The organism is Brevundimonas sp. GW821-FHT02A10, assembly GCF_059422025.1.
On sequence record NZ_JBWKWC010000001.1, the window covers coordinates 101,341 to 122,448 of the forward strand.

A 21,108-nucleotide genomic window follows, 5' to 3' on the forward strand; every position below is an offset into this window, starting at 1 on the left:
CGTTCAACCCTTCACGCTCCCGGCCAGCATGCCGCGGATGTAGTACCGTTGCAGCGCGAGGAAGAGGATCAGCACCGGCGCGACAGTGATCACCGCCCCGGCCATCATCATCTCGGCGTCCTGCACATGCTCGCGCGACAGGGCCGCCAGCGCCACCGGCAGCGTATAGTTCGACTGGTCCGTCAGGACGATCAGCGGCCAGAGGAAGTCGTTCCAGCTGCCGAGGAAGACGAACAGGGCCAGGGTCACCAAGATGGGTGTCAGGGTCGGCAACACCACCGAACGGAAGATCCGCCCCTCCGACGCCCCGTCGATCCGCGCCGCCTCCAGCATCTCCTCCGGGATCGACAGCGCATACTGGCGCACCAGGAAGATGCCAAAGATGGACGCCAGCCAGGGCACCAGAGCCCCCGCATAGGTGTTCACCAGCCCCACCGACTTGAGCATCAGGAACAGCGGCAGGGTGCCGATCTGCGCCGGGATCACCAGCGCCCCGATCAGCATCTGGAAGATCCGGTCCCGTCCCCGGAACCTCAGCTTGGCGAAGGCATAGCCCGCCGGCACTGTGAACCCGAGCGCCAGCAGGGTCGCCAGTGTCGCCAGCGCCAGGCTGTTCCACATGTATCGACCCATGCCCTGATCGACGAACAACTCGCGGTAATGCGACAGGGTCCAGACCTTGGGCAGCAGCGGCGGCGGGAAGGTCGCGGCCTCCCCGGTCGACATGAAGCTGACCGAGACCATCCAGGCCAGGGGGAAGAGGACGATCAACCCGATCAGGGCGACGGCGACGTTCAGCAGAAGGACCCGGAGCTTCACGTGTGGTCTCCCCCCAGCTTCCGGGACGCCCACAACTGCACCATCGTCACCGCGAAGATGCACAGGAACAGGATGAAGGCGACGGCCGAGGCTGACCCCAGGTTCCACCATTTGAAGCCCTCTTCGTACATGAAGTAGAGCACGGTCACGGTCGATTGCGCCGGTCCGCCCTGGGTCATCACATAGGGCTCGGCGAACAGCTGGAAGAAGCCGGCTACCGAGATGATCGAGACCAGCAGCAGGGTGGGAGCGATGGCCGGCAGGGTCACGTGCCGGAACTGTTTCCACGGCCCGGCCCCGTCGATCCGCGCGGCCTCATAGAGGTCGTCGGGCACCGTCTGCAGCACCGCCAGGAAGATCAGCATATTGTAGCCGAAGATCTTCCACACCACGAACATCAGGATGGCCGGGACCGAGGTCGCCGGGCTCCCCAGCCAGTCCACGGCAGGCAGGCCGGCCGAGGTCAGGATCCAGTTGATCACCCCGTACTTCGTATGGAGCATGTAGTTCCACAGCACCGCCGTCGCGACGAGGGTGGTGACGTAGGGGGCGAAGAACACCACCCGCCAGATCGGCCGCCACTTCACCGTCCGCGCGTTCAGGATCACCGCCGCGAACAGCGACGCCGCGATGGCCAGGGGCACGCCCAGCACGCTGAACCACAGGGTGTTCTTCATCGCCCCCCAGAACAGCGGATTGGTCAGCAGCCGCTCATAGTTCTGCAGGCCCACGAAGCGCAGGTTCTTGAGGTCCGCCAAAGCGTAAATGTCGAAGTCGGTCAGGCTCAGCAGCAGGGCCGCGATCACCGGGATAGCGAAGAAGACGGCGATGGCGATCAGGGCCGGGGCGACGAAGCCCCAGGCCGCACGCTCGCGGGCGGTGATGGTCGAGCTCATACCGCCCTCCCCTGTTCGATCATCCAGCGGCGCTTTTCCAGCAGCCGGTCGGCGCGGCGGTTGATCTCGGCGCCGGCGGCGGCGGGTGTGTATTCGCCGCGCACCATCCGTTCGGCGACGATCTGCATCTCGGCCGAGATCCGCTCCCACTCCGGCACCTTGGGCAGGGGCTTGGCGCGGCTGAGCTGGCCCTTGAAGGCAGCGATATAGGGGTCATTCGCCACCTGTGGGGCGTTCCATCCTGACTGCCGCGCCGGCAGGTCGCCCGTGATGACGTTGAACCGCGCCTGCACCTCAGGCTCCGACAGGTATCGGATCAGCTTCCACGCCGCCGCCTGCTTGTCCGAGCTCTTGAACACCGCCAGCGACGACCCGCCGGGCGCCGAGGCCCCCGGCCCGCGCGGTCCGGGTACGCCCGCCGTGGTCCAGTGCGGCTGGATCGCGGGCTGAAGCTTGGCCTTCATGTCCCCGATGGTCCACGGACCGCTGAAATAATAGCTGAAATAGCCGCGTCCAAACTCGGTCCAGACGTTGGAGATTTGCGTCGAGGACGCCAGCGGCGCCAGCCCCTCGTCGAACAGGCTCTTGTAGAAGGCCAAGGCCTCCACGAACGACGGGCTGGCAAAATTGCCCCGTGTCTCGTTGTCCCGCAGCAGCGGATCGTCGCCCTGCAGGCCGAGGGTCTGGAGCTGCTCGAACTCGTTCACGGGCAGGAGGATGGCGTAGTTCCCCTCCCCCGCCGCCCGCTTGATGGCGTGCATGGACTTCTTCCACTCGGCCCAGTCCTGTGGAACGGCGTCGTAGCCGGCCTTGGCCAGAATGTCGGAGCGATAGAAGAGCAGCCGCGTGTCCACGTACCAGGGCGTCGCCATGGCCTTGCCGTCGATCATCATCGTGCCCAGCACCGCGCCGAACTGGTCGGTCTGCAGGTCCGCCGCCTCGGGGGGAACGGGCGAAAGGGCGCCGATCGCCGTCAGTTCGCCGATCCAGGTATTGCCCACCTGGCTGACGTCCGGCAGCGAGGCGCCGGCATAGGCGGTCAGCAGCTTCTGGTGCGCCGAGGTCCAGGGCTGGGCCTGCACCACCACCTTGATATCGGGATTGCGCCGCTCGAACTCGGGCAGGATCTGGCCGACATTGGTCGCCTCATTGCCCATGGCCCAGAATTGCAGGACCGTGCGCCCGTCATTCCGTCCGCACCCGCTCAGCGCAGCCGCCCCCCCGGCCAACAGGCCGAGCGCCGTCCGCCGGTCGGGCGCGAAGTCGGTCATGCCGCCAGCCAGCCGCCGGTGAACCCGGCCGCCTCGAGCCCGCGCCTCAGGTTCGGCTCGCCGTGCATGAAGCGCCAGATCAGCTCCGAGCGGTGGTTCTCGATCATCATCACGATCGGGCCCTGATCGATGCCCAGATAGTCGCCGTCGACCCAGCACAGGCCGGTCTCGATCCGCCCGTGCTGCAGCGGATGCTCCAGCACGTTCAGCGTCGGGTTGAAGCTGTCGAGGAAGCCGTACTGCGTATAGATCGCCGAGCCGTACTTCGCCTTCATCGCCTTGATACAGGGCACGACGATCTCGGGCGCGAAAGGCAGGGAAGCCGCCGCCGCCGTGGGGGCGATGGTGCCGTCGTCCCGGTCGCCCGGCCCGCGCGCGGAATAGCTGAAGAACTCGCGCTCGACGCCGTCGATGGTCTGTTTGAAATCGCCCGGCCCGTCGCAGGCGGTCAGGCCCCAGATCTCGGACGAATAGCCCCAGTTCCCGACGTTGTCGGTCGCATACTGTTTTTGAGCATAGACCGCCCGGCGGCTGTTCTCGAAATAGTCGAGGGTGTCGCCGCGCATGGCCGACTGGCCACGCATCCAGGCGTCGCGGATGCCGCGGAAGTCCACGAACATATGGCTGTACTGGTGTCCGAACAGCGGGGCGAACTCAAGGTAGCGGTCGGTGTCGCGCTCGACGAAGCTCTTCTCATAGCTGGTCACCCACTCCGACCAGACGCCCGCATCCACCGGATGGGTCGGGCTGCCCATGGCCATGAGCAGGATCAGCATTCCCTCGTTGTAGACGTACCAGTCCGACGGGATAAAGCCCGTGTCCGGGTGCCAGCCCATGGTGATCCGGTTCGGCCGCACCACGGCCCAGGGCCATTCGATCCGCTCGTAGATGGCCTGGACCCGGTCCCGGATCTCGCGCTCCTCGGCGGTGTCGCGGTTGAAGTAGCGGGCGGCGAACAGCATCCCGGCGACCAGCAGGGCCGTGTCCACGGTCGACAGCTCGGTGCGCCCGAACCGCAGGCCGCTCTCCATGTCGAGGAAGTGGTAGAAGAAGCCCTTGTACCCCGCCGTGCCCTGCTCGCCCGGGCCCTGCGGCAGTTCCCAGAAGTATCGGACGGTGGTCAGGGTTCGCTCGCGCGCCTCGGCCCGGGTCATCCATCCGCGCTCGACGCCCGTCGGCCAGCAGCTCAGGGCGAAGCCCACGGCGGCGATGGAGCAGAAGGACTTGGTCGGCCAGCGGTCGGGCGTCAGCCCCGTGCGCCGGTCCGTGACGTCGACGAACCACTGGAAGGTCCGCCGTTGCAGCTCGTCGATCTCGGGATCCAGCCGCTTCACGGCCGGAACGCGCACGCGTTGGGCGGCAAACGCCGGAAGCGCCGCGACCGAAGCGGTGGCGGCGACGGAGCCCATCAGAAACAGACGACGATCCATGGGGGGACTCCTACGCGAAATCAGGCACGAACGGGGGACGGAAAAGAAAAAACCGCCCCCTGCGAACAGGGGGCGGCGCAGTCTCAGGGGAGAAGTCAGAAGGTGTAGCGCAGACCCACCTGGAAGCTGCGGGTCGGCAGGAACTGGGCGGTTCCGATGCCGTAGGTCGGGCTGTTGTAACCGCCGTCGAACGACGACTCGTTCTTGAAGTCGAAGATGTTGATGGCGTCGAACATGAACTCGATGTTCTGGCCCTCGAACGTCTGGAAGGTCTTCGACAGCCGCAGATCGACCTGACGGAAGGCGAAGTTCAGACCCGGCAGGAAGGCATGCTTCTGCGGACGTCCGCCGTTCCAGCAGATGTTCGGGTTGGTTGCGCCGGGGCAGTCGAAGACATTGTACGGCAGACCCGAACCCAGGGTGACGATGCCCGACAGACGGAAGTCCATCGGCAGGCCCAGGGTGCCAGAGGCCACGATGCGGTGACGCTCGTCGGTCGCCGACGGATATTCCGGCGACAGGCCCGGCACATTGTAGTCGAAGTCGAAGCCGGTCAGACCCGTGTCCCGGCTGCCGTTCTGGGTCGCCTTGGACAGGGTATAGGCGATGTTCATGCCCCAGTTCGACTGGCGGTCGAAGGGCTTGTCGATCGTCAGATACAGGGCCTTGAACTCGGCTTCCTTGTCCTGGTTCTGGAAGAAGATCAGGTTGTTGAACTCGGGGTGACCGACCGAGGCCGGGGTCGGGCCCGAGAACCGGTCGCCGGTCGCCGTCAGGGCGTTGGCGATGTACCAGGACGAGAGGTTGACCGTCTTCGAATAGGCCAGGGTCAGGGCGGTCTGGAAGATGCCGACCTTCTGGCGGACGCCGAAGTTGAACTGGTCGGTGCGCGGCGGCTCGGCGTTGTTGTTGACCAGGAAGATTTCACCCGCGCCCGGCGTCGCCGCCAGCAGCGGATCCAGGCCCGCCGCCGTGAGATAGGCCGGGTTCCAGGCCACGGTGTTCACACCGCTGACCGTACCGCCCGTCTGCGAGAAGTAGATGGTCTTGTTGAACTGGGTCGGCTTGAAGCGCTCGTCGAAGGCGAAGTTGAAGCCCAGACGGTCGTAGTAGCGGCCAGCGCCGCCGAACACCACGGTGCGCTCGTCGCCGAACACATCGTAGCTGAAGCCGAAGCGCGGCTGGAAGGCGCCGGTGAAGGCGTCGCGGTTGCCGTCCGAGATATAGTCGGCCGGGTTGAAGTAGGCCGGGAAGTCATAGCCGGGAAGCGCCTGGATCTTGGCCAGGGTGTCGCGGATGTTGGCCGGGGTGACCCAGTCGTTGTTGACCGCATTGTCCTCGTAGTCCCAGCGGATGCCGAGGTTCAGTTCCAGCTTGTCGGTGACCTGCCAGTCATCCTGGAAGTAGAGGCCCAGGACATTGTTGTCGACGTCGGCCGCGGGCACGAAGGCGCCCAGTTGGACCGCCACCGGGATGTTGGCGCCGCCCAGGCCGCTCGTGCCGGCCAGGTCATAGGTGAACTGCGGGTTCCGGCCGAACTGCTTGTTCACGACATAGTTCTGCATCGAATATTTGACGCCCATCTTGATCGTATGGGTGCCCATCCACTGCAGATCAGGAATGGTCAGCTCGTCCTTGAACGTATGGCTTTCCTGCTCGACGTACTGGTTGTCGCTACGTCCACCGTCCGAGAAAACCGTCTCGATCCGGTTGTTGATGTCGAACTGGAAGCCCGGCGTCGTGGCGCTGTTGTCGCGGAAGATCGCATAGGTCCGGCCGTAGTCGCTGAAGTTCAGCGCGGTCGGGTTGTAGGTGTACGAGAAGTAGTCGTAGCTCGCCTCGTTCAGGAAGCGGTCGCCGGTGAAGGTGTGGCGCGCGTTGATCGAGCGGACGTCGGTGTTGGTCTGTTCCGCGCGCGAATAGGCGTTCTGGCCGCCGAAGCTGCGGATGTCGTTCTCGCTGCGATAGGTGCCGCTGATCTCGAACTTCTGGCGGTCGTTGATCTGCCAGGACAGCTTGCCGAACAGGAGGTCTTCCTCGAACGGCGCGGCATAGGTGCCCAGCTCCGACGCGAACTGGGTCGTGTATGCCGGATTGTTCAGGAACACGGAGTTGGCGCGGGCCTCGTCCTTGCGTTCGTACGTGACGAAGAAGTTCAGCCGGTCGCGGATGATCGGACCGCCGAGGGCGAAGCCGTACTGCTCCTTCTTCAGCTCGGGATTGGCGTCGCCGCGGCGCCGGGCGAAAGCGTCCTGCGAGATCCAGTCCTGGTTCTGGTAGGTGCCGAAGATCTCACCGTGGAACTCATTGCCGCCGGAGCGGGTCACGGCGGTGATGATGGCCGAACCGGCCTGTTCGTACTCGGCCTTGAAGTTCTGGGTGATGACCCGGAATTCCTGCACGCCCGCCTGCGGGAACGGGTTGCCGCGGCTGTCGTCCTGACCGGCGACGCCGCCGTCGATGATGGTCGACTTCTGGTTCTGGCCATCGACGAAGACGTTGATCGCCTGGGCCGACTGACCACCCGCCGAGATGGTGCGTTCGCTGTCGCCTTCGGTCACCCGCACGCCGGGCGCCAGGGCGGCGAAGTTCAGGAAGTTGCGGTTGATCTGCGGCAGGTTGTTGATCTGCTGCTGGCTGACGCCGGTGGCGACTTCCGAGGTACGCACCTCGAAGATGCGGCGACCGGTCACGACGATGTCGCCCACCGAGACCGCGCTGGCATCGGTCGAGGCGGTCGCCGCCGGGGTCGTGTCCAGGTTCAGGGTGCCGATCTGGCCGGTGGCCAGGGTCACCGTGTCCGAAGCGGTCGAGCCGTCGGCGCTGGTCACATCGATGCGGTAGGTGCCGGGACGCAGGCCCGTCAGGACGTAGGCCCCGTCGGCCGAAATCCGGGCGCGCGAGACGAAGCCGGTGGCGACGTCGGTGGCGGTGATCGCGCCGCCGGCCTCGCGAGCCTGGCCTTCGGTGATCACGCCGCGAAGGGTCGCGTTGGTCGCCTGGGCGTTGGCGGCGCCGGCCGTCGCCAGCAGGGCCGCCATGGCCAAGGCCGAGGCCCCCATGGTGATACGGGTGCGAGTGTTCATCCTAGACATCCTGGATCTCCCCCAAAGGATTTTTCCCCGGCGCGGTGGGTTTTGCCTCCGCCGGGGATGAATGGGCCGATGAATCGGCCGTGCTGGATCCGCGCACGACCAGGGTCGGGCGGAGGATTTCGTTGTTGGTCTCGCCGCCGTCCGGCGACTGGATCAGGCCGACCAGCCGCTCCACGGCGTGCTTGCCCAGACCCGCGATGTCGATGCGCAGGGTGGTCAGGGCGGGCCGCACCAGTTCGGCGATCGGCACGTCATCGAACCCGACCACGGCGACGTCCTCGGGACAGCGGACGCCCGCCTCCTGCAAGGCCAGCAGCGCGCCCACGGCCATCATGTCGTTGGCCGCGAAGATGGCGTCAGGCCGCTCGCCCGAGGCCAGCATCCGGGTCACGGCGCGGTGGCCGGACCCTTGGGTGAAGTCCCCGTCCAGCACCTGGGCGATCACGCCCGACCCGGCCAGAGCTTCGGCATATCCCGCCAGCCGCGCCTCGGCCTCCAGGTTGCCCGAGGGCCCCGAGATATGGGCGATCCGTCGCCGGCCCAGGCCCAGCAGATGCTCGACCGCCGTCATGGCGCCGGCGCGGTTGTCGATCACGATCGAGGGCCGGGCCGCGTCCATGGCCCCGCCGTTCATCAGCAGCACCGGCGTCCGGCCTGCCAGGCTGGCGGTCAGGCTGGCCGCGTTCAAATAGGGCGACAGGACAATCAGGCCGTCGACGCGGCCACGCATCGACCGCACCGCCGCCGAAACCTCATCCGCGTCGTCGTGGGAGCTGGAGACGATCAGGTGCAGCCCGTGCGCTCGCGCCGCCACGTCCATGCCGCGGATCAGCTCCGAGAAGAACTCCCCGAACAGGTCCGGCAAGATCACCCCGACCGTGTCGGTGCGGCTGGTCGACAAGCTCCGCGCGCCCGAATGCGGCACGTATCTCAGGACGTCGATCGCCTGCAGCACGCGCTGGCGGGTCGGCTCGTTGACGACGCCCACGCCGTTGAGGACGCGCGACACCGAGGCCACGGAGACGTCCGCATGGCGCGCAACATCACGGATCGTCGCGGGCTTCACGCCGCGAGTCCGTAAGCTGAAGGCTGTGCGCCCGAGGGTTGCAAATTATCCGTCCCTGATCCGTCGCTCGTACCGGCCCACTTATCGAAGGTCCGTCGACAAAAACGATGTAAGCGGTTACATGGCACACTAGCTATCGGCCCCGCAAGTGCCGTAGTTTGGTCACAACCCCAACCGCCGCAGTAATGCGGCGCCACAGGGTTCGGTTCCGTACCGTGCGTCACTGTGTCCCCCAGCTTTGCAGGCCCCTCCCCTGATGACCTCCAAATATCTGTTTCCAGACAATTTTCTTTGGGGCGCGGCGACCGCCGCCTATCAGATCGAAGGCTCATCCATGGCCGACGGCGCGGGGGAATCCATCTGGGACCGTTTCGTCCATACGCCGGGGATGATGGCCAACGGCGACACCGGTGACGTCGCCTGTGATCACTACAATCGCTGGCGGTCGGACATTGATCTGATGACCCGGCTGAACCTGCAGGCCTACCGATTCTCCGTTTCCTGGAGCCGGGTCATGCCCGAGGGACGGAACCGCATTAACCCGGCCGGCCTCGACTTCTACGACCGTCTGATCGACGGCCTGCTGGAGAAGGGCATCGAGCCGCTTTGCACCCTTTACCACTGGGATCTGCCCGCCGCCCTGGACGATCGCGGCGGCTGGCTGAACCCCGACATCGCCGACTGGTTCGCCGACTATGGCCAGGTCCTGTTCGAGAAATTCGACGGCCGGGTGAAGACCTGGGGCACGATCAACGAGCCTTGGGTCATCGTCGACGGCGGCTATCTGCACGGTGTGCTCGCCCCCGGTCATCGCTCGGCCTATGAAGCGGTGATCGCCGGCCACAACGTCCTGCGCGCCCACGGTGCGGCGGTTCGCCGCTACCGCCAGGTCGGCAAGCACGACATCGGCATCGTCCTCAATATCGAGCCCAAATATCCGGCTTCCGACCGCCCGGAGGACGAGGCCGCCTGCAAACGCGCCGAGGCCCAGATGAACCGCTGGTTCCTCGATCCCCTGATGGGCCGCGGCTATCCGGAGGAGCTGAAGGAGGTCTACGGCGACGCCATGCGCGACTTCCCGGCCGAGGACTTCGACCTGATCGCCGAACCGACCGACTGGATGGGCCTCAACTGGTACACCCGCGCCGTCCCGGAGAACGCCCCGGACGCCTGGCCCGTCCGCGCCCGCCCGGTGAAGCAGACGCAGCACGCCCACACCGAGACCGGCTGGGAGGTCTGTCCCCCCGCCTTTACCGACACCCTGGTCTGGCTGCATGAACAGACGGGCGGCAATCTGCCCCTGATGGTCACCGAGAACGGTTCGGCCTGGTACGATCCGCCCCACGCCATCGATGGCCGCATCCACGACCCGATGCGCGTCGACTACCTGCAGAACCACCTCAAGGCCCTGCACGACGCCATTTCAAAGGGCGTCGACGTGCGCGGCTATATGGCCTGGTCCCTGCTCGACAATCTCGAATGGTCGCTGGGCTACGCCAAACGCTTCGGCATAACCCACGTCAACTACGCGACCCAGGAACGGACCATCAAGGACAGTGGGTTGCTGTACGCTGAGGTGATCCGCACCAACGGTAGGGTGCTGGGGTAAGCCCCCCCGCGATATTCGCTGCTTCAGAAAAATACGCGTTGTCAGCGACCGGGCAGAAGCACGCGGGTTTTGCTCTACGCCTCGAAGCCGGCCTCCGTCGCCACCCGAATGAGGTCGGCCAGGGTCGAGACCTCCAGTCGGCTCATCAGGTGCGCACGGTGGGTCTCCACCGTGCGCGGGCTGAGGGATAGGTCCTGCGCGATGGTCTTGTTCGTTCCACCGGCGATCAGTCCCCGAAGAACTTCCCGCTCGCGTCCTGACAATTGGGCGAGGCGGGCCGTGAGACCGGCGGTCGGTCCCGGTCGCTGCGGCGCCTTGAGGTCGAAGGCGGCCTGGCAGGCCAGGACGACATCTTCCGCCGCAGGTCGTGAGAGCACGTTCAGGGCGCCCAGCTTCATCAAGCCCACCACATCGTTCAGTCGGGCCTCAAAATCCCCGATCGCCAGCCAGCCGAGGTGAGGCGCCGCCTTCAGGGCCGCAGCGGTCTTCAGGGCAGGCCCGGCGTCCGCGCCGACGCTCACGACCACAGCGCCCGGGCGCAGATCCCCGCAGAGGCGCTCGAAGTCCTTGACGCCGTTGAACACCCGCACCCGAAACCCCCGTGCCTTGAGCGCCCGGGACAGATCCTGCTCGTCGCCGCCCTGATCGTTGACGAGATAGACGCGGGGGTCGTCCTCCCCGCCCAGCTCGACCACCAGGCCGCCGATCTTCTCGCGCTTGCCGCCGAGGGGGAAGGCCGTCAGCTGACAGGTTCTCGCGGAACCGACTGAAGACAGGCGCCGAAACCGGATCTGGGTCGAGTGACCGATCGCCGCCTGATCGAACGCCGCGGCGAAGGCGGCCCGATCATCGGGATGAATCGTATCCGTCCAGTCTTCCCAGCGGATCGCGCCTTCGCCGGTCAGGCCCCAGGCCGCCCGGACTTCGGGATTCGTCGGCTCCAGCTGACGGGTGGCGATATCGGCGACCCAGAGGAAGGTCGCTTCCGCGCCGTGGAAGTCCCTGAGCAACTGGTCGCGCTGATCCAGCCCCTCGGCCGCCGCGCGCCAGTCTTCGATATCGGCGGCGGACCCGCACCATTCGATGACCGCGCCCTGCGCATCGACGACCTGCTGACCCCGTATGAGGAACCAGCGATAGCGGCCGTCGCCGCCCAGAAGCCGCTGCTGAATCTCGAAGGAACTGCCGTCAGTCGCGCAGGCGGCGTAGGCCCTTTCGGCTTCGGGGATGTCGTCAGGATGGACCCGGTCGTCCCAATGGGTTTCGCCCAGGGTCGGCCCGCCCAGATAGTCGTCCATGCGCTGGTTGATCCAGGTCATTCGCCCCCCGGGATCGCACCGCCAGAGCAGACCGGACGCGGTGTCCGCGACGGTGCGCAGGGCGGCCTCGCTGGCCCGTAGCGTTTCCGCGGACCGAAGGCGCCGCGTGGTCTCATAGACGATGCCGAGCACGCCGCCGACCTGCCCGTCCTGCGTCTGGATCGGCGAATAGGAGAAGGACCACCAGGTCGAGCCCAGAGCCCCATCCTGGACCAGGGGCACATGGTAGTCCTCCAGGAAGGTGGACCGCCCCGCCATCGCCTTGTCGAACATCGGCCCCACCTCGTCCCAGGCCTCGGGGAAGACCTGGTGCATGGGCTGTCCAAGCTCGACGACCTTGCCCGCCAGAACGGGCTCGTAGGCGTCGTTGTAGAACAGCCGCAGGTCCGGGCCCCAGGTCAGGAACATCGGGAAACCCGCGTCCAGCATCAGATTGAGGGTGCTGATCAACACCGGGTCCCAGTCGGCCATCGCGCCCATCGGGGTCCTGGCCCAGTCCGTCCCGCGAATCCGGGTCGCCATCCGGGCCCGGGCGCGGATCGGAGAGGCGTTCGTGGGCAACGCACGGGCGTTCGGGTCGGGCGATGCTTCCGGAGGGTCTTCCACAGGCGCTCCCGCTCGTGATTCTGGTGAATCAGAGACGACCACACCTTAGGTTGCTTCGAAAGGACTCTTGTGATTTCAAATCGCTATGTCTGCAATCCGACATAGGCGTTAGCCAAAAGGCCAAGCTCTACAACCTTTGAATATCCTTCAGCCAGCGCCGGTCGCCCCGTCCGCCGGTGTCGGATCGAGGCTGCGCAACACAGCCGGGCGGAGCCGCCTTCAAGCCGCCGAACGCCAGCTCCGAGGCAGGTGGAAGGCGCGAAGCTCTCCCCCGAGATCGGCGTGCAGAATCTCGACGCTGGCGCCTGAAGCCATCGCCTCACGCGCCAGGCCCAGGGCGCATTGCAACGCCGCCGAACGTGACGAAAAACGACCAAACTGCCGCCGCTCCGAGACCACGCGCCAATCCGCCCCACAGAGCAGGATGGCGTATCGCACCAGGGTCTCCCGGATGTCGTCCCCGGGGTGGACGACAGAAGCCTCGTGAAGATCGAAGGCTCGCAGGTCGGCGACCGGGGCGGCGATGGCGGCGGACAAGGCGACGGAGTCGCGCGCTTGCGCCTTTTCGAGCAGGAGGCGGGTCACGGCCGTGCGATCGACGGCCGGCGAATAGAAATACCCCTGCCCCAGAAAACAGCCCCATTTCCGGAGCTGTTCCGCCTGGGCCGCGGTTTCCACGCCCTCGGCGACGACCCTGATACCCAGCCGGCTCGCGATGGCCAGAACGCCTTCCGTGATGGCGGCGCCGCGGCTCCCGGGCTCCATCGGGGCGATGAAGGACTTGTCGATCTTCAGAATGTCGACGGGCATCGACAGCAGATGGGTCAGGGAGGCGAAGCCGGTGCCGAAGTCGTCGAGCGCGATCCGCAGTCCGCGCGCGCGAAGATCCTGGATGGCGCCCCTGACCTCATGACCTTCCCGGCCCATATAGACGCTTTCAGTGACCTCCAGGATGACGTGGCTGAGGGGCACATTTTCACGTTCGAAGGCTTCGGCGAGCGCCTCGTGAAAACGGCCGCTCTGCAAGTCCGCCGATGAGGCGTTGATGCCGACATGCTGGAACCAGATGCCCTGATCCAGCCAGGTCCGGACGTCGTGGGACACGATGGCCAGCATGCGTCCCGTCAGCCGCGTCGCTGTATGCACGTCCAGTGTGGCTTCAAAGCAATCTCCGGCGGAGACGATCTCACCCTCCGGCGTGATGACGCGAAACAGCGCTTCCAGACCGACAATCTCGCCCGTGTCGATACGGACGATGGGTTGGTAATGGGCGTCAACGCGGTCCTCGTTCAACGCCGCCTCGACGGTGCGGATCGCACACAGCCGGCGGCTCACGGTGTGGTCCAGGGCCGGCGAATAGATTGCGAAGCCGCCCAGCCGCGCGGTCTTGGCGTGACACAGGGCGAACTCGGCCTTCTTGCGCAGGTCGCCCAGGGTCGCCTCGGCATCGGCCAGGGCGCCGCCGAGAGTGGCCAGAGGCGTCGTCAGGTTTCCGTTGCAATCGACCGGCTCTGAAAGCCCGGCGAGGACACGACCCGCAAGGATATCAAGCTCCGCTGCGTCGATCTCGGCATCATCGATCACCACGGCGAACTCGTCTCCGCCCAGGCGGAAGACCCGGAACGGCGCGGCGGCTTCCTCGACCCTTTTCGCTGTTGCCTGGAGAAGGCAGTCGCCGGCCTTCTGGCCAAAGGCGTCATTCACTGTCTTGAGATTGTCGAGATCCACGATCAGCACGGCGCCGGGCCGGGTATCGTCGGGCAACCGCGCCGCCACCGCTTCGAAGGCGGCCCTGTTCGGCAGATCGGTCAGCAGGTCGCGATATATCAGGCGGCGCAGATCCCCCGTCCGGCGATCCCCCTCCATGGCGATGGCGCACAGATGGATGCTGCCCTGGGCGAGTTCCGCCTCGGCTTCGGTGCGAAGCCTCGGTTCGCGGTAATAGACCGAGAACGCGCCCAGAACGACGCCGTCGCCCCCGACAACGGGTGCTGACCAACAGGCCCGCAGACCGTGTTCCAGCGCCTGGGCTGCGAGCCCCGACCACCGGGGATCAGTGGCGATATCGGGCGTCTCCACGACCTGGGCCAGGTAGACAGCGCTTCCACAGGCGGCGACCCGGGGTCCGATCGCCAGTCCGTCGAAAGCGTGGTTGAAGGCATCCGGCAAACTCGGACCCGCCAGAGCCTTCAGCTGTCCCGTCATGTCGAGCTGGACGATGGAACAGGCCGAGCCGGGCAGAAGCGCCTCGACGCGCAGACACAGCGCGCGCGCCGTGGCGTCCAGCGGTCCGCCACGCGCGATCATCTCAAGGATCTCGTTCTGAAGCATCTGCAAGGCGGTCTCCCCAAGGGCCAGGGCGACGTCCGCTTGCGCGCGCCATCCCCCATTTTCAGGGACACTGAACGATGATCGGGGAAGGATCATCCGGACGCCCCCTCAGTAGGGACACCGGAGCGGATTCAGCTTCTCTTAACCGAACTGGACGCCCCGCCCTCCGCCGCGACCTTGACCAGTTCGGCCAGGGTGCTGACGCAGAGCCGGTCCATCAGATGGGCGCGGTGCGTTTCGACGGTCCGGGGGCTGAGATCCAGGGCCTTGGCGATGGTCTTGTTGGTGCCGCCCGCGACGAGGCCTTCGAGAACCTGACGTTCGCGCGGACTCAGTTGCATGATCTTCTGGGCTGCATCGGCCGGCGCGCGGCTCTCGTTGACCTTGCCGAAGGCCCTCGCCAGGGCGGCTTGGCCCGCGGCGGCGATGTCGTCGGGGCCCGGCATCGCAAGGATGTCGGCGGCGCCGAGCTTCATCAGCTGGACCACGTCGTTCAGGCGGTGCTGCAGGTCTCCGATCGCGATCCACGGCAGTTGCTTGTTGGACGCCAGCACGGCGGCGGCTTTCAGGGTCTTGTCGATATCGCCCCTGACGACCAGCACCGCGCACCCAGGCGCCAGATCGCCGGCGACCCTCTGGAACTGGGCGGCGTCATCGAAGGCCCGAACGCGGAAACCCTTGCGCGTGAGGGCGTGGTGGGTGGCGTTCTGGGACGCGGGATCGGAGTCGACCAGATAGATGCGCGGATCGTCGTTGGACGCCACCTCGACGACGACGCCGCCGATCCGTCGGGCGCCGTCGGCAGTCGGGGGAATGGGAAAGGCCGTGGCGTGGAAACGGCGCACGGCGCCCTCGACAGACACGCTGCGGAACCGCGCCTGGGCGACGCCGCCGCCCGCAGCCTGATCGAACAGGGTCGACAGTTGCGGGCGGTCGTCCGGATGAGCGAAGGACAGCCAGCTTTCCCACCCGATCGGGCGCCCGTCCTCCGGCAGCCGCCACGCCTTGCGCTTGTCGGGATTGAGCGCCTCGATCTCGCGCGTTGCGACGGAGCCGACCCACATCAGTGTGGCCTCGGACCCATGAAAACGTCGCAGGAGATCGCTCGACGCATTCAGCCCGTCGGCGGCGCGGCGCCAGTCGTCAATGTCGGTCGCCGAGCCGCACCGGCCCGACACCTCGCCCAGGTCATCAAATATGGCCTGCGAGCGCACCATGAACCAGCGATACCGGCCGTCCGCGCCCCGCAGCCTGCGTTGGACTTCGGACGGCTCGCCCGGCCGGGCGACCGCTTCGCCCGGCTGACCATCGGCGGGATGCAGATGGTCGCTCAGCGCTACGCCCCCCGGTTCCGACATGCCGAAATAGTCGAGCAGCCCCTGGTTCGCCCAGGTCAACCGGCCCCGGACGTCGCAGCGCCACAGCAGGCTCGGGGTCATGTCCGTGGCGGTCAGCAAGGCCGCCTCGCTGCGACGCAGGGATTCCTCCGCGGCGACCCGGCGGGTGGTTTCATAGAAGACCCCCAGGGCGCCGCCGACCGATCCGTCCTCCGCCCGCGCCGGCGACCAGGAGGCGGACCACCAGGTCGTCGCGAGCGTCGAGTTGCGGAGGAGCGCGATCGGCAGGTCTTCCAGATAGCTGGACCGCCCGTTCAAGGCCTCGCCGAGATACCTCTGGATCTGCGTCCAGGCTTCGGGGAAGACCGCGCCGATCGGCCTGCCGATGCAGTTGCCCTTGCCCAGGAGAACGGTCTCGAAGGCGTCGTTGTAGAACAGATGGTGGTCCCGTCCCCAGGTCAGGAACATCGGAAAATGCGCTTCGAGGACGAGATTCAGACTGGCGACGAACTGGCTGTCCCAGGTCACGAATGATCCCAGAGGCGTGGCGTCCCAGGGGAAGCTGCGAATAATCCCGGCGCTTCTCCCCTCGGCCCGCAAGGCGTGCCGGTCGAACCCCTCGAGGACGGGGGCCCATTGGTCAACCGAAGAAAACGCCCGGCCCATACAACCCTCTGGAAGCAACGCAACGCAGCCTACCGTACATACACACCACGGGTTGTAAACCATAGGTGAAGAAAACCGCCGATAAGCACGATTCCGAGCAATTACGAGAGCTTGGCCTTAAGAATTGGCCTCAGCAGATAGCTCAGAACGCTGCGACTCCCCGATTGAATATCGACTTCGGCAACCATACCGGGGCGAATCGGCAAGATTTCACGTCCATGGCTAAGGTAGGCGCGGTCTGTGCGAACAAGGACGTTGTAGTAGGCGACCTTGCCCCGCGGGGTATCCTCCTCGATGGTGTCCTCGCTGATCTGTTCAACCTTTGCAGTAAGGTCGCCATACACCGAGTAGTCATAGGCCGTGATCTTGACCCTGGCGGTCATTCCCGGGCGGATGAAAGCGACGTCGCGCGGCAGAATTCTGGCCTCCACCAACAACTTGTCGTCCATTGGCGTGAGCTGCATGATAGCCTCGCCCGGCTGAACGACACCACCCCGGGTTGTGATCAGCACCTCATTGACCCGGGCCCGCACGGGGGCGGTCAGCCGGGTGCGGTTCAGCTGGTCCTGGCGCTGGTTGAAGATCTGGGTCTGGGCGGCCAGCTCGGCCTTCTTGGTGGCCAGTTCGGTATAGGCGTCCTGCATATAGGTGTTGCGCACCTCGGTCTGACGTCCGCTGAGCTGGGCGATATCCTTGCCGAGGCGCAGGGCCTCGACCTCGCTGACCACGCCACGCGCGGCCAAGGGCTGGACCATGGCCAGCTGACGCCGGGCATAGGCGCTTTCATCGACCAGGGCCTGAACGGTAGCGTTCAGATTGTGCCGCCGGGCCGCGAACAGCGAGCGTTCCGAGGCGATGACCGGATCATTGGCCGGGATGCTGGCCGGGAAGTCGATCGTGCTCTTGCCTAGCACCTCGGCCTCCAGCCGGGCAATGGCGGCGGTGAGGGCGATGACCTGGGTTCCGGATTCCAGCGCCGAGGACCGGAAGCGGTTGCTGTCGAGCTGGACCAGGGGCTGACCGGCCTGAACGACATCGCCCTGTTTGACCATCAGGTCCTGCAGGATGCCGCCTTCGAGGCTCTGGATGACCTGCACCCGGCTGGACGGGACCACCCTGCCCTCGCCCCGCGCCGTCTCGGCCACCGGAGCCCAGGCGGCCCAGGCGACGAAGACGACGATCAGGGCCACGCAGACCCACAGGATGGGCCGCGCCGCGACATGGGCCTCGCCGTCCTCTCCCTGCGATAGAGCTCTCCGCAGATCCCGTTCGATGCGTACTGCGTCAGCCATGGGCCGTCCTCACCAGCTTGTGCTCATTGGCGGCCGCGTCGTGCGGGGCGTCGCCGACCAGCCTCCCGCCCGCCAGCGCCAGAATGCGATCCGCGACGCCGAGAACGGCGCGCTTGTGGGTCGCCACGATGACGGTCCGCCCGACCGACCAGGTCTTCAGGAACTCGACCACCCGACCCTCATTGGCCTGGTCGTAGGCCGAGGTCGGCTCGTCCATCAGGACCACCTTCGGGTCCTGCAGGAAGACGCGGGCCAGGGCGATGGCCTGTCGCTGACCGCCTGAGACGCTGCGCGATCCGATGATGGGCAGGTCCAGCCCGGCGGGGTGGCCGCGCACGAAACCGCCGAGGCCGACCGCGTCCAGCGCCTCCAGCAGTTCGCCGTCCCCGTGCCGACCGCCGTCGAGCGCCAGATTGTCCCGCAGGGTCCCGTGAAACAGGGCTGTATCCTGTGGCAGGTAACCGATGGCCCGACGCTGGTCGGCCGGCTCGATCTGCGACAGGCCGACGCCGTCCAACAGGATCCGCCCGGCGGTCGGATCGCCGATCCCGGACAGGACCCGCAACAGGGTCGACTTGCCGGCCCCGTTGCCGCCGATAACCGCGATCCGCTCGCCCGCCGCGATCGACAATTTGGGGATCAGCAGGATAGGCGCGGCGTCGGGCGCGGGGCGGACCTCCAGCCCCTGAAGCTCGAAGGCGCCGCGGATGTCCGGCATGCGAGTGAATTGGCGGTCGGCGGGCCGCTCGACGGGCGCCGCCATCAGCTGGTCCAGGCCCTCCAGCGCCACCCTGATGTGCTGCCAGCGGGCGAGGATGCCGGTGAACTGGGCCGTCGGTGAAATGGCGCGCGACACCAGCAGCGAACAGGCCACCAGGGCGCCGGTCGTCATATGGCCCGCCGCGATCTGATAGACCCCGATGACCAGGGCGCCGATATAGGCCAGTTGCTGCACCGCCGAGGCCGAATAGGTCAGGGTCGAGGAAATGGAGCGCGACCGCTGGCCGGACTCGGCCAACTGGGCCGACAGCAGCTCCCACATCCGCAGGTTCCGCCCCTCGGCGCGCGTCGCCTTCACGGTCTCGAGGTTCTCGACCGTCTCCAGCAGCAGCCCGTGCTTGACCGCGCCCTCACGCAGATTGTCGCGCGACAGGGCGGCCAGCTTGCGCTGCAGCAGGAAGCCCGGGACCAGCATGAGCACCACCGCGGCCGCCGGTGCGAGGGCGACCGGTCCACCGATGAAGGCGATCACGCCCAGGAAGACCAGCACAAAGGGCGCGTCGGTTATCGCCGCCACAGTCGAGGCGGTGAAGAACTCACGCACGGATTCGAACTCGCGCACCTGGCTGGAGAAGGCGCCGGTCGAGCCCGGCTTGGCCGACAGCCGGATCGACATGACCTGTTCGAACAGGCGCGACGACAGTTTCAGATCGAGCTTCTTGCCCGTCACGTCGAGCAGATGGGCGCGCAGCTGGCGCAGCACGAACTCCGCAACGATGGCCAGGGTCACGCCGCTGGCGAGGACCCACAGGGTGCCGAAGTTCGAGGTTGGCACGACCCGGTCATAGACCTGCATCGAAAACAGGGAGGTGGCGATGGCGAGAAGGCTGGCGAAGGTCGCCGCGACCCCGACCTCGACAAAGGCCGGCCAGGCGTCGCCGACGACGCCGCGCAGCCAGTGCCGCGCTTCGCCTTTTGCGTAGCCTCCGGCCCGGCTGTCACCCTCGTACAGGGCGCGGGCGAAGATGACGGTGCCCTCATGATCGACGCGGAGGACGTCCAGCGGCGCCCGCTCCTCGCCGCCGCCGGTCTCGGGGCTGAGCAGGATGGCGACATCGTCCTCGCGGCCGACAAGGACCCGTGTCCCGCCATCGCGCATGACCAGCAGGGCCGGTAGAAGGGACAGGGGCGCCATCTCGACGGGCATGGAGACCGCCCGCGCCGACAGGCCCGCACGTCGCATGGCCTTGGCCAGCTGCGACAGGGGCAATCGTCCGGCGTCCAGCGCCAGCCCGTCGCCGAGCTGGGCCACGCTGACGGGACGCCCCAGCCTCGCGGCCAGCAGGACCAGGCCTTCGCGCAATGGGTCGTTCATGGGTGTTCCCCCGGGGTCTGCATCTGGTCGCCGGTCATCATGGGCGTCAGCAGGCCCAACTGGGCGGCGGCCCGGTACTGGAGACGCAAGCGCTCGATCACGAGGTCGACCTTCTGGCGCTCGGCCTCGAACTGTTCGGTCTGCATGATCACCAGATCCTGGATGTCGCGGCGGCCGACCAGGAACTGTTCGCCATAGAGATCGCGGACCGCCTCCGCCTGGGCGGCCTGATCGGCTAGGGCGCCGATGCGCGCGGCCGTCGAGGCGTCGGACCGGATCAGGGTCCCGACCGTGCGTTTGAGATCGCGCGCCTCGGCCTCGGCCGCCCAGCGGGCCGCCTCGCGCCGCTGGCGCTCCAGCTCCGGCAGCTGCTGCGCGCTCAGCCCCTGCTGGGAGGCGAGCCGTAAGCGGACGCCGATCGAGCTGTCGTTGACCAGCTGGCCACCGATCTCGCGACGCTGGACGCCGCCTTCGAGATTCAGACGGGGGAAGCGGGCGGCATTGGCCTCGCGCACGCCCGCGTCCGCCACCCGCACACCCAAGGCCGCCTTGCGATAGAGGGGCGAACCGGCAATGGCGGCGTCGAGCGCCCCCTCTTCGGCAACGGATTCCAGAACGGTCGGCGGATCGGACGGCAGGCGCAGGCCTTCGGCCGGTTCATCGACCAGAAGTTCGTACCGCCCGAGCGCCTCGGCCAGATCGCCCTGCAAGCGGGCGCGTGTGCCCTCGGCGGTGGCGACGGCGAGATTGACCCGCCCGGCCTCGCTCTGGTCGGCATAGCGACCCTCGACCCGCGCATTCGCCATGGCCGAGACCTCGCCCAGCCGTTTGAGATGGTCGTCCAGCAGGGACAACTGGGTCCGGTCGTTGACGATATCCAGCCAGGCCTCGACGATCTGCAGGGCCACGTCGTCGCGTACCACCTCCAGATTGGCCTGCTGCTGGGCCAGCAGCGCGCGCTTCTGATCGATGACGCTGCTCGTCTGGCCAAAGTCGTAGAGCGGCTGGGCCACGGTGACGTCATAGGCGAGACCCGAGGCGACGGGCCCGGACGAGGCGCTGACGACCGGCAGTCTGCCGTTGCCCGCCATCTGCAGCTCGATGGTCGCCTGGCTGACCTCGGCCTGGGCGACCTGGATGTCCGGATGGCGCGCGAGCCCGCGCGCGACCGCCTGTTCCAGCGTGCCTGCCCAGGCGCGCGACGGGGCGAGCGACGGCGCCGCCGCGATCAGCAGCGCCGTCGTCAGGCTCGCGATATACCCCCCCAACCGGTTGA

At 66.8% G+C, this 21,108-nt stretch carries 13 protein-coding genes; 1 reads left to right on the forward strand and 12 read right to left on the reverse strand.

The features are described from left to right. Window positions 1-3: 3 nt before the first annotated feature. The 6 genes from AC07U0_RS00530 to AC07U0_RS00555 form a co-directional block, all read right to left on the reverse strand. Window positions 4-819, reverse strand: a complete 816-nt coding sequence (locus tag AC07U0_RS00530; protein ID WP_494718088.1) for a carbohydrate ABC transporter permease — start codon at window positions 817-819, stop codon at window positions 4-6. Beyond that, window positions 816-1,715 carry a carbohydrate ABC transporter permease gene (locus AC07U0_RS00535; protein WP_494718089.1) on the reverse strand — a complete coding sequence of 300 codons (900 nt, stop codon included), beginning with the start codon at window positions 1,713-1,715 and terminating at the stop codon, window positions 816-818. Before AC07U0_RS00535 ends, AC07U0_RS00530 begins: the two co-directional genes overlap by 4 nt. Further along, window positions 1,712-2,986 carry an extracellular solute-binding protein gene (locus AC07U0_RS00540; RefSeq protein ID WP_494718090.1) on the reverse strand — a complete coding sequence of 425 codons (1,275 nt, stop codon included), beginning with the start codon at window positions 2,984-2,986 and terminating at the stop codon, window positions 1,712-1,714. Before AC07U0_RS00540 ends, AC07U0_RS00535 begins: the two co-directional genes overlap by 4 nt. Beyond that, window positions 2,983-4,416, reverse strand: a complete 1,434-nt coding sequence (locus tag AC07U0_RS00545) for a glucoamylase family protein (protein WP_494718091.1) — start codon at window positions 4,414-4,416, stop codon at window positions 2,983-2,985. The genes AC07U0_RS00540 and AC07U0_RS00545 overlap by 4 nt, the downstream gene beginning before the upstream one ends. A 95-nt stretch (window positions 4,417-4,511) precedes the next feature. Continuing rightward, window positions 4,512-7,502 carry a TonB-dependent receptor gene (locus AC07U0_RS00550; RefSeq protein ID WP_494718092.1) on the reverse strand — a complete coding sequence of 997 codons (2,991 nt, stop codon included), beginning with the start codon at window positions 7,500-7,502 and terminating at the stop codon, window positions 4,512-4,514. Window position 7,503: 1 nt separating this feature from the next. Continuing rightward, window positions 7,504-8,577: a LacI family DNA-binding transcriptional regulator gene (locus AC07U0_RS00555; protein WP_494718093.1), complete on the reverse strand. Its 1,074-nt coding sequence runs from the start codon at window positions 8,575-8,577 to the stop codon at window positions 7,504-7,506. Window positions 8,578-8,833: 256 nt separating this feature from the next. Between AC07U0_RS00555 and AC07U0_RS00560 the strand changes: the two genes are divergently transcribed. Further along, the gene (locus AC07U0_RS00560) at window positions 8,834-10,186 is read left to right on the forward strand and encodes a GH1 family beta-glucosidase (RefSeq protein ID WP_494718094.1); all 1,353 of its coding nucleotides are present in this window, start codon (window positions 8,834-8,836) and stop codon (window positions 10,184-10,186) included. A gap of 74 nt (window positions 10,187-10,260) precedes the next feature. On the opposite strand, the gene AC07U0_RS00565 is transcribed toward AC07U0_RS00560, so the two are convergent. From AC07U0_RS00565 to AC07U0_RS00590, 6 genes are all read right to left on the reverse strand, one after another. Then, window positions 10,261-12,066 (reverse strand): PAS domain-containing protein, encoded by a 1,806-nt coding sequence (locus AC07U0_RS00565; RefSeq protein ID WP_494718095.1) that lies wholly within the window; start codon window positions 12,064-12,066, stop codon window positions 10,261-10,263. A 264-nt stretch (window positions 12,067-12,330) separates the two neighbouring features. Next, the gene (locus AC07U0_RS00570; protein ID WP_494719166.1) at window positions 12,331-14,442 is read right to left on the reverse strand and encodes a putative bifunctional diguanylate cyclase/phosphodiesterase; all 2,112 of its coding nucleotides are present in this window, start codon (window positions 14,440-14,442) and stop codon (window positions 12,331-12,333) included. Between the two features lie 131 nt (window positions 14,443-14,573). Further along, on the reverse strand, window positions 14,574-16,445 hold the full coding sequence (locus AC07U0_RS00575) for a LuxR C-terminal-related transcriptional regulator (RefSeq protein ID WP_494718096.1): 1,872 nt from the start codon (window positions 16,443-16,445) through the stop codon (window positions 14,574-14,576). Between the two features lie 101 nt (window positions 16,446-16,546). After that, complete coding sequence (locus AC07U0_RS00580) at window positions 16,547-17,737, reverse strand: beta-barrel domain-containing protein (RefSeq protein ID WP_494718097.1); 1,191 nt, start codon at window positions 17,735-17,737, stop codon at window positions 16,547-16,549. Further along, a complete protein-coding gene (locus tag AC07U0_RS00585; protein ID WP_494718098.1) occupies window positions 17,730-19,832 on the reverse strand; it encodes a type I secretion system permease/ATPase in 2,103 nt (700 codons plus the stop codon). The genes AC07U0_RS00580 and AC07U0_RS00585 overlap by 8 nt, the downstream gene beginning before the upstream one ends. Further along, window positions 19,829-21,100, reverse strand: a complete 1,272-nt coding sequence (locus tag AC07U0_RS00590) for a TolC family protein (RefSeq protein ID WP_494718099.1) — start codon at window positions 21,098-21,100, stop codon at window positions 19,829-19,831. Before AC07U0_RS00590 ends, AC07U0_RS00585 begins: the two co-directional genes overlap by 4 nt. Window positions 21,101-21,108 lie beyond the last annotated feature (8 nt).

Coding starts and splice junctions, on each gene's coding strand:
- AC07U0_RS00535 (WP_494718089.1), bottom strand. CDS start 1,715: ATGAGCTCGACCATCACCGCCCGCGAGCGTGCGGCCTGGGGCTTCGTC.
- AC07U0_RS00540 (WP_494718090.1), bottom strand. CDS start 2,986: ATGACCGACTTCGCGCCCGACCGGCGGACGGCGCTCGGCCTGTTGGCC.
- AC07U0_RS00545 (WP_494718091.1), bottom strand. CDS start 4,416: ATGGATCGTCGTCTGTTTCTGATGGGCTCCGTCGCCGCCACCGCTTCG.
- AC07U0_RS00550 (WP_494718092.1), bottom strand. CDS start 7,502: ATGAACACTCGCACCCGTATCACCATGGGGGCCTCGGCCTTGGCCATG.
- AC07U0_RS00560 (WP_494718094.1), top strand. CDS start 8,834: ATGACCTCCAAATATCTGTTTCCAGACAATTTTCTTTGGGGCGCGGCG.
- AC07U0_RS00570 (WP_494719166.1), bottom strand. CDS start 14,442: ATGCTTCAGAACGAGATCCTTGAGATGATCGCGCGTGGCGGACCGCTG.
- AC07U0_RS00575 (WP_494718096.1), bottom strand. CDS start 16,445: ATGGGCCGGGCGTTTTCTTCGGTTGACCAATGGGCCCCCGTCCTCGAG.
- AC07U0_RS00580 (WP_494718097.1), bottom strand. CDS start 17,737: ATGGCTGACGCAGTACGCATCGAACGGGATCTGCGGAGAGCTCTATCG.
- AC07U0_RS00585 (WP_494718098.1), bottom strand. CDS start 19,832: ATGAACGACCCATTGCGCGAAGGCCTGGTCCTGCTGGCCGCGAGGCTG.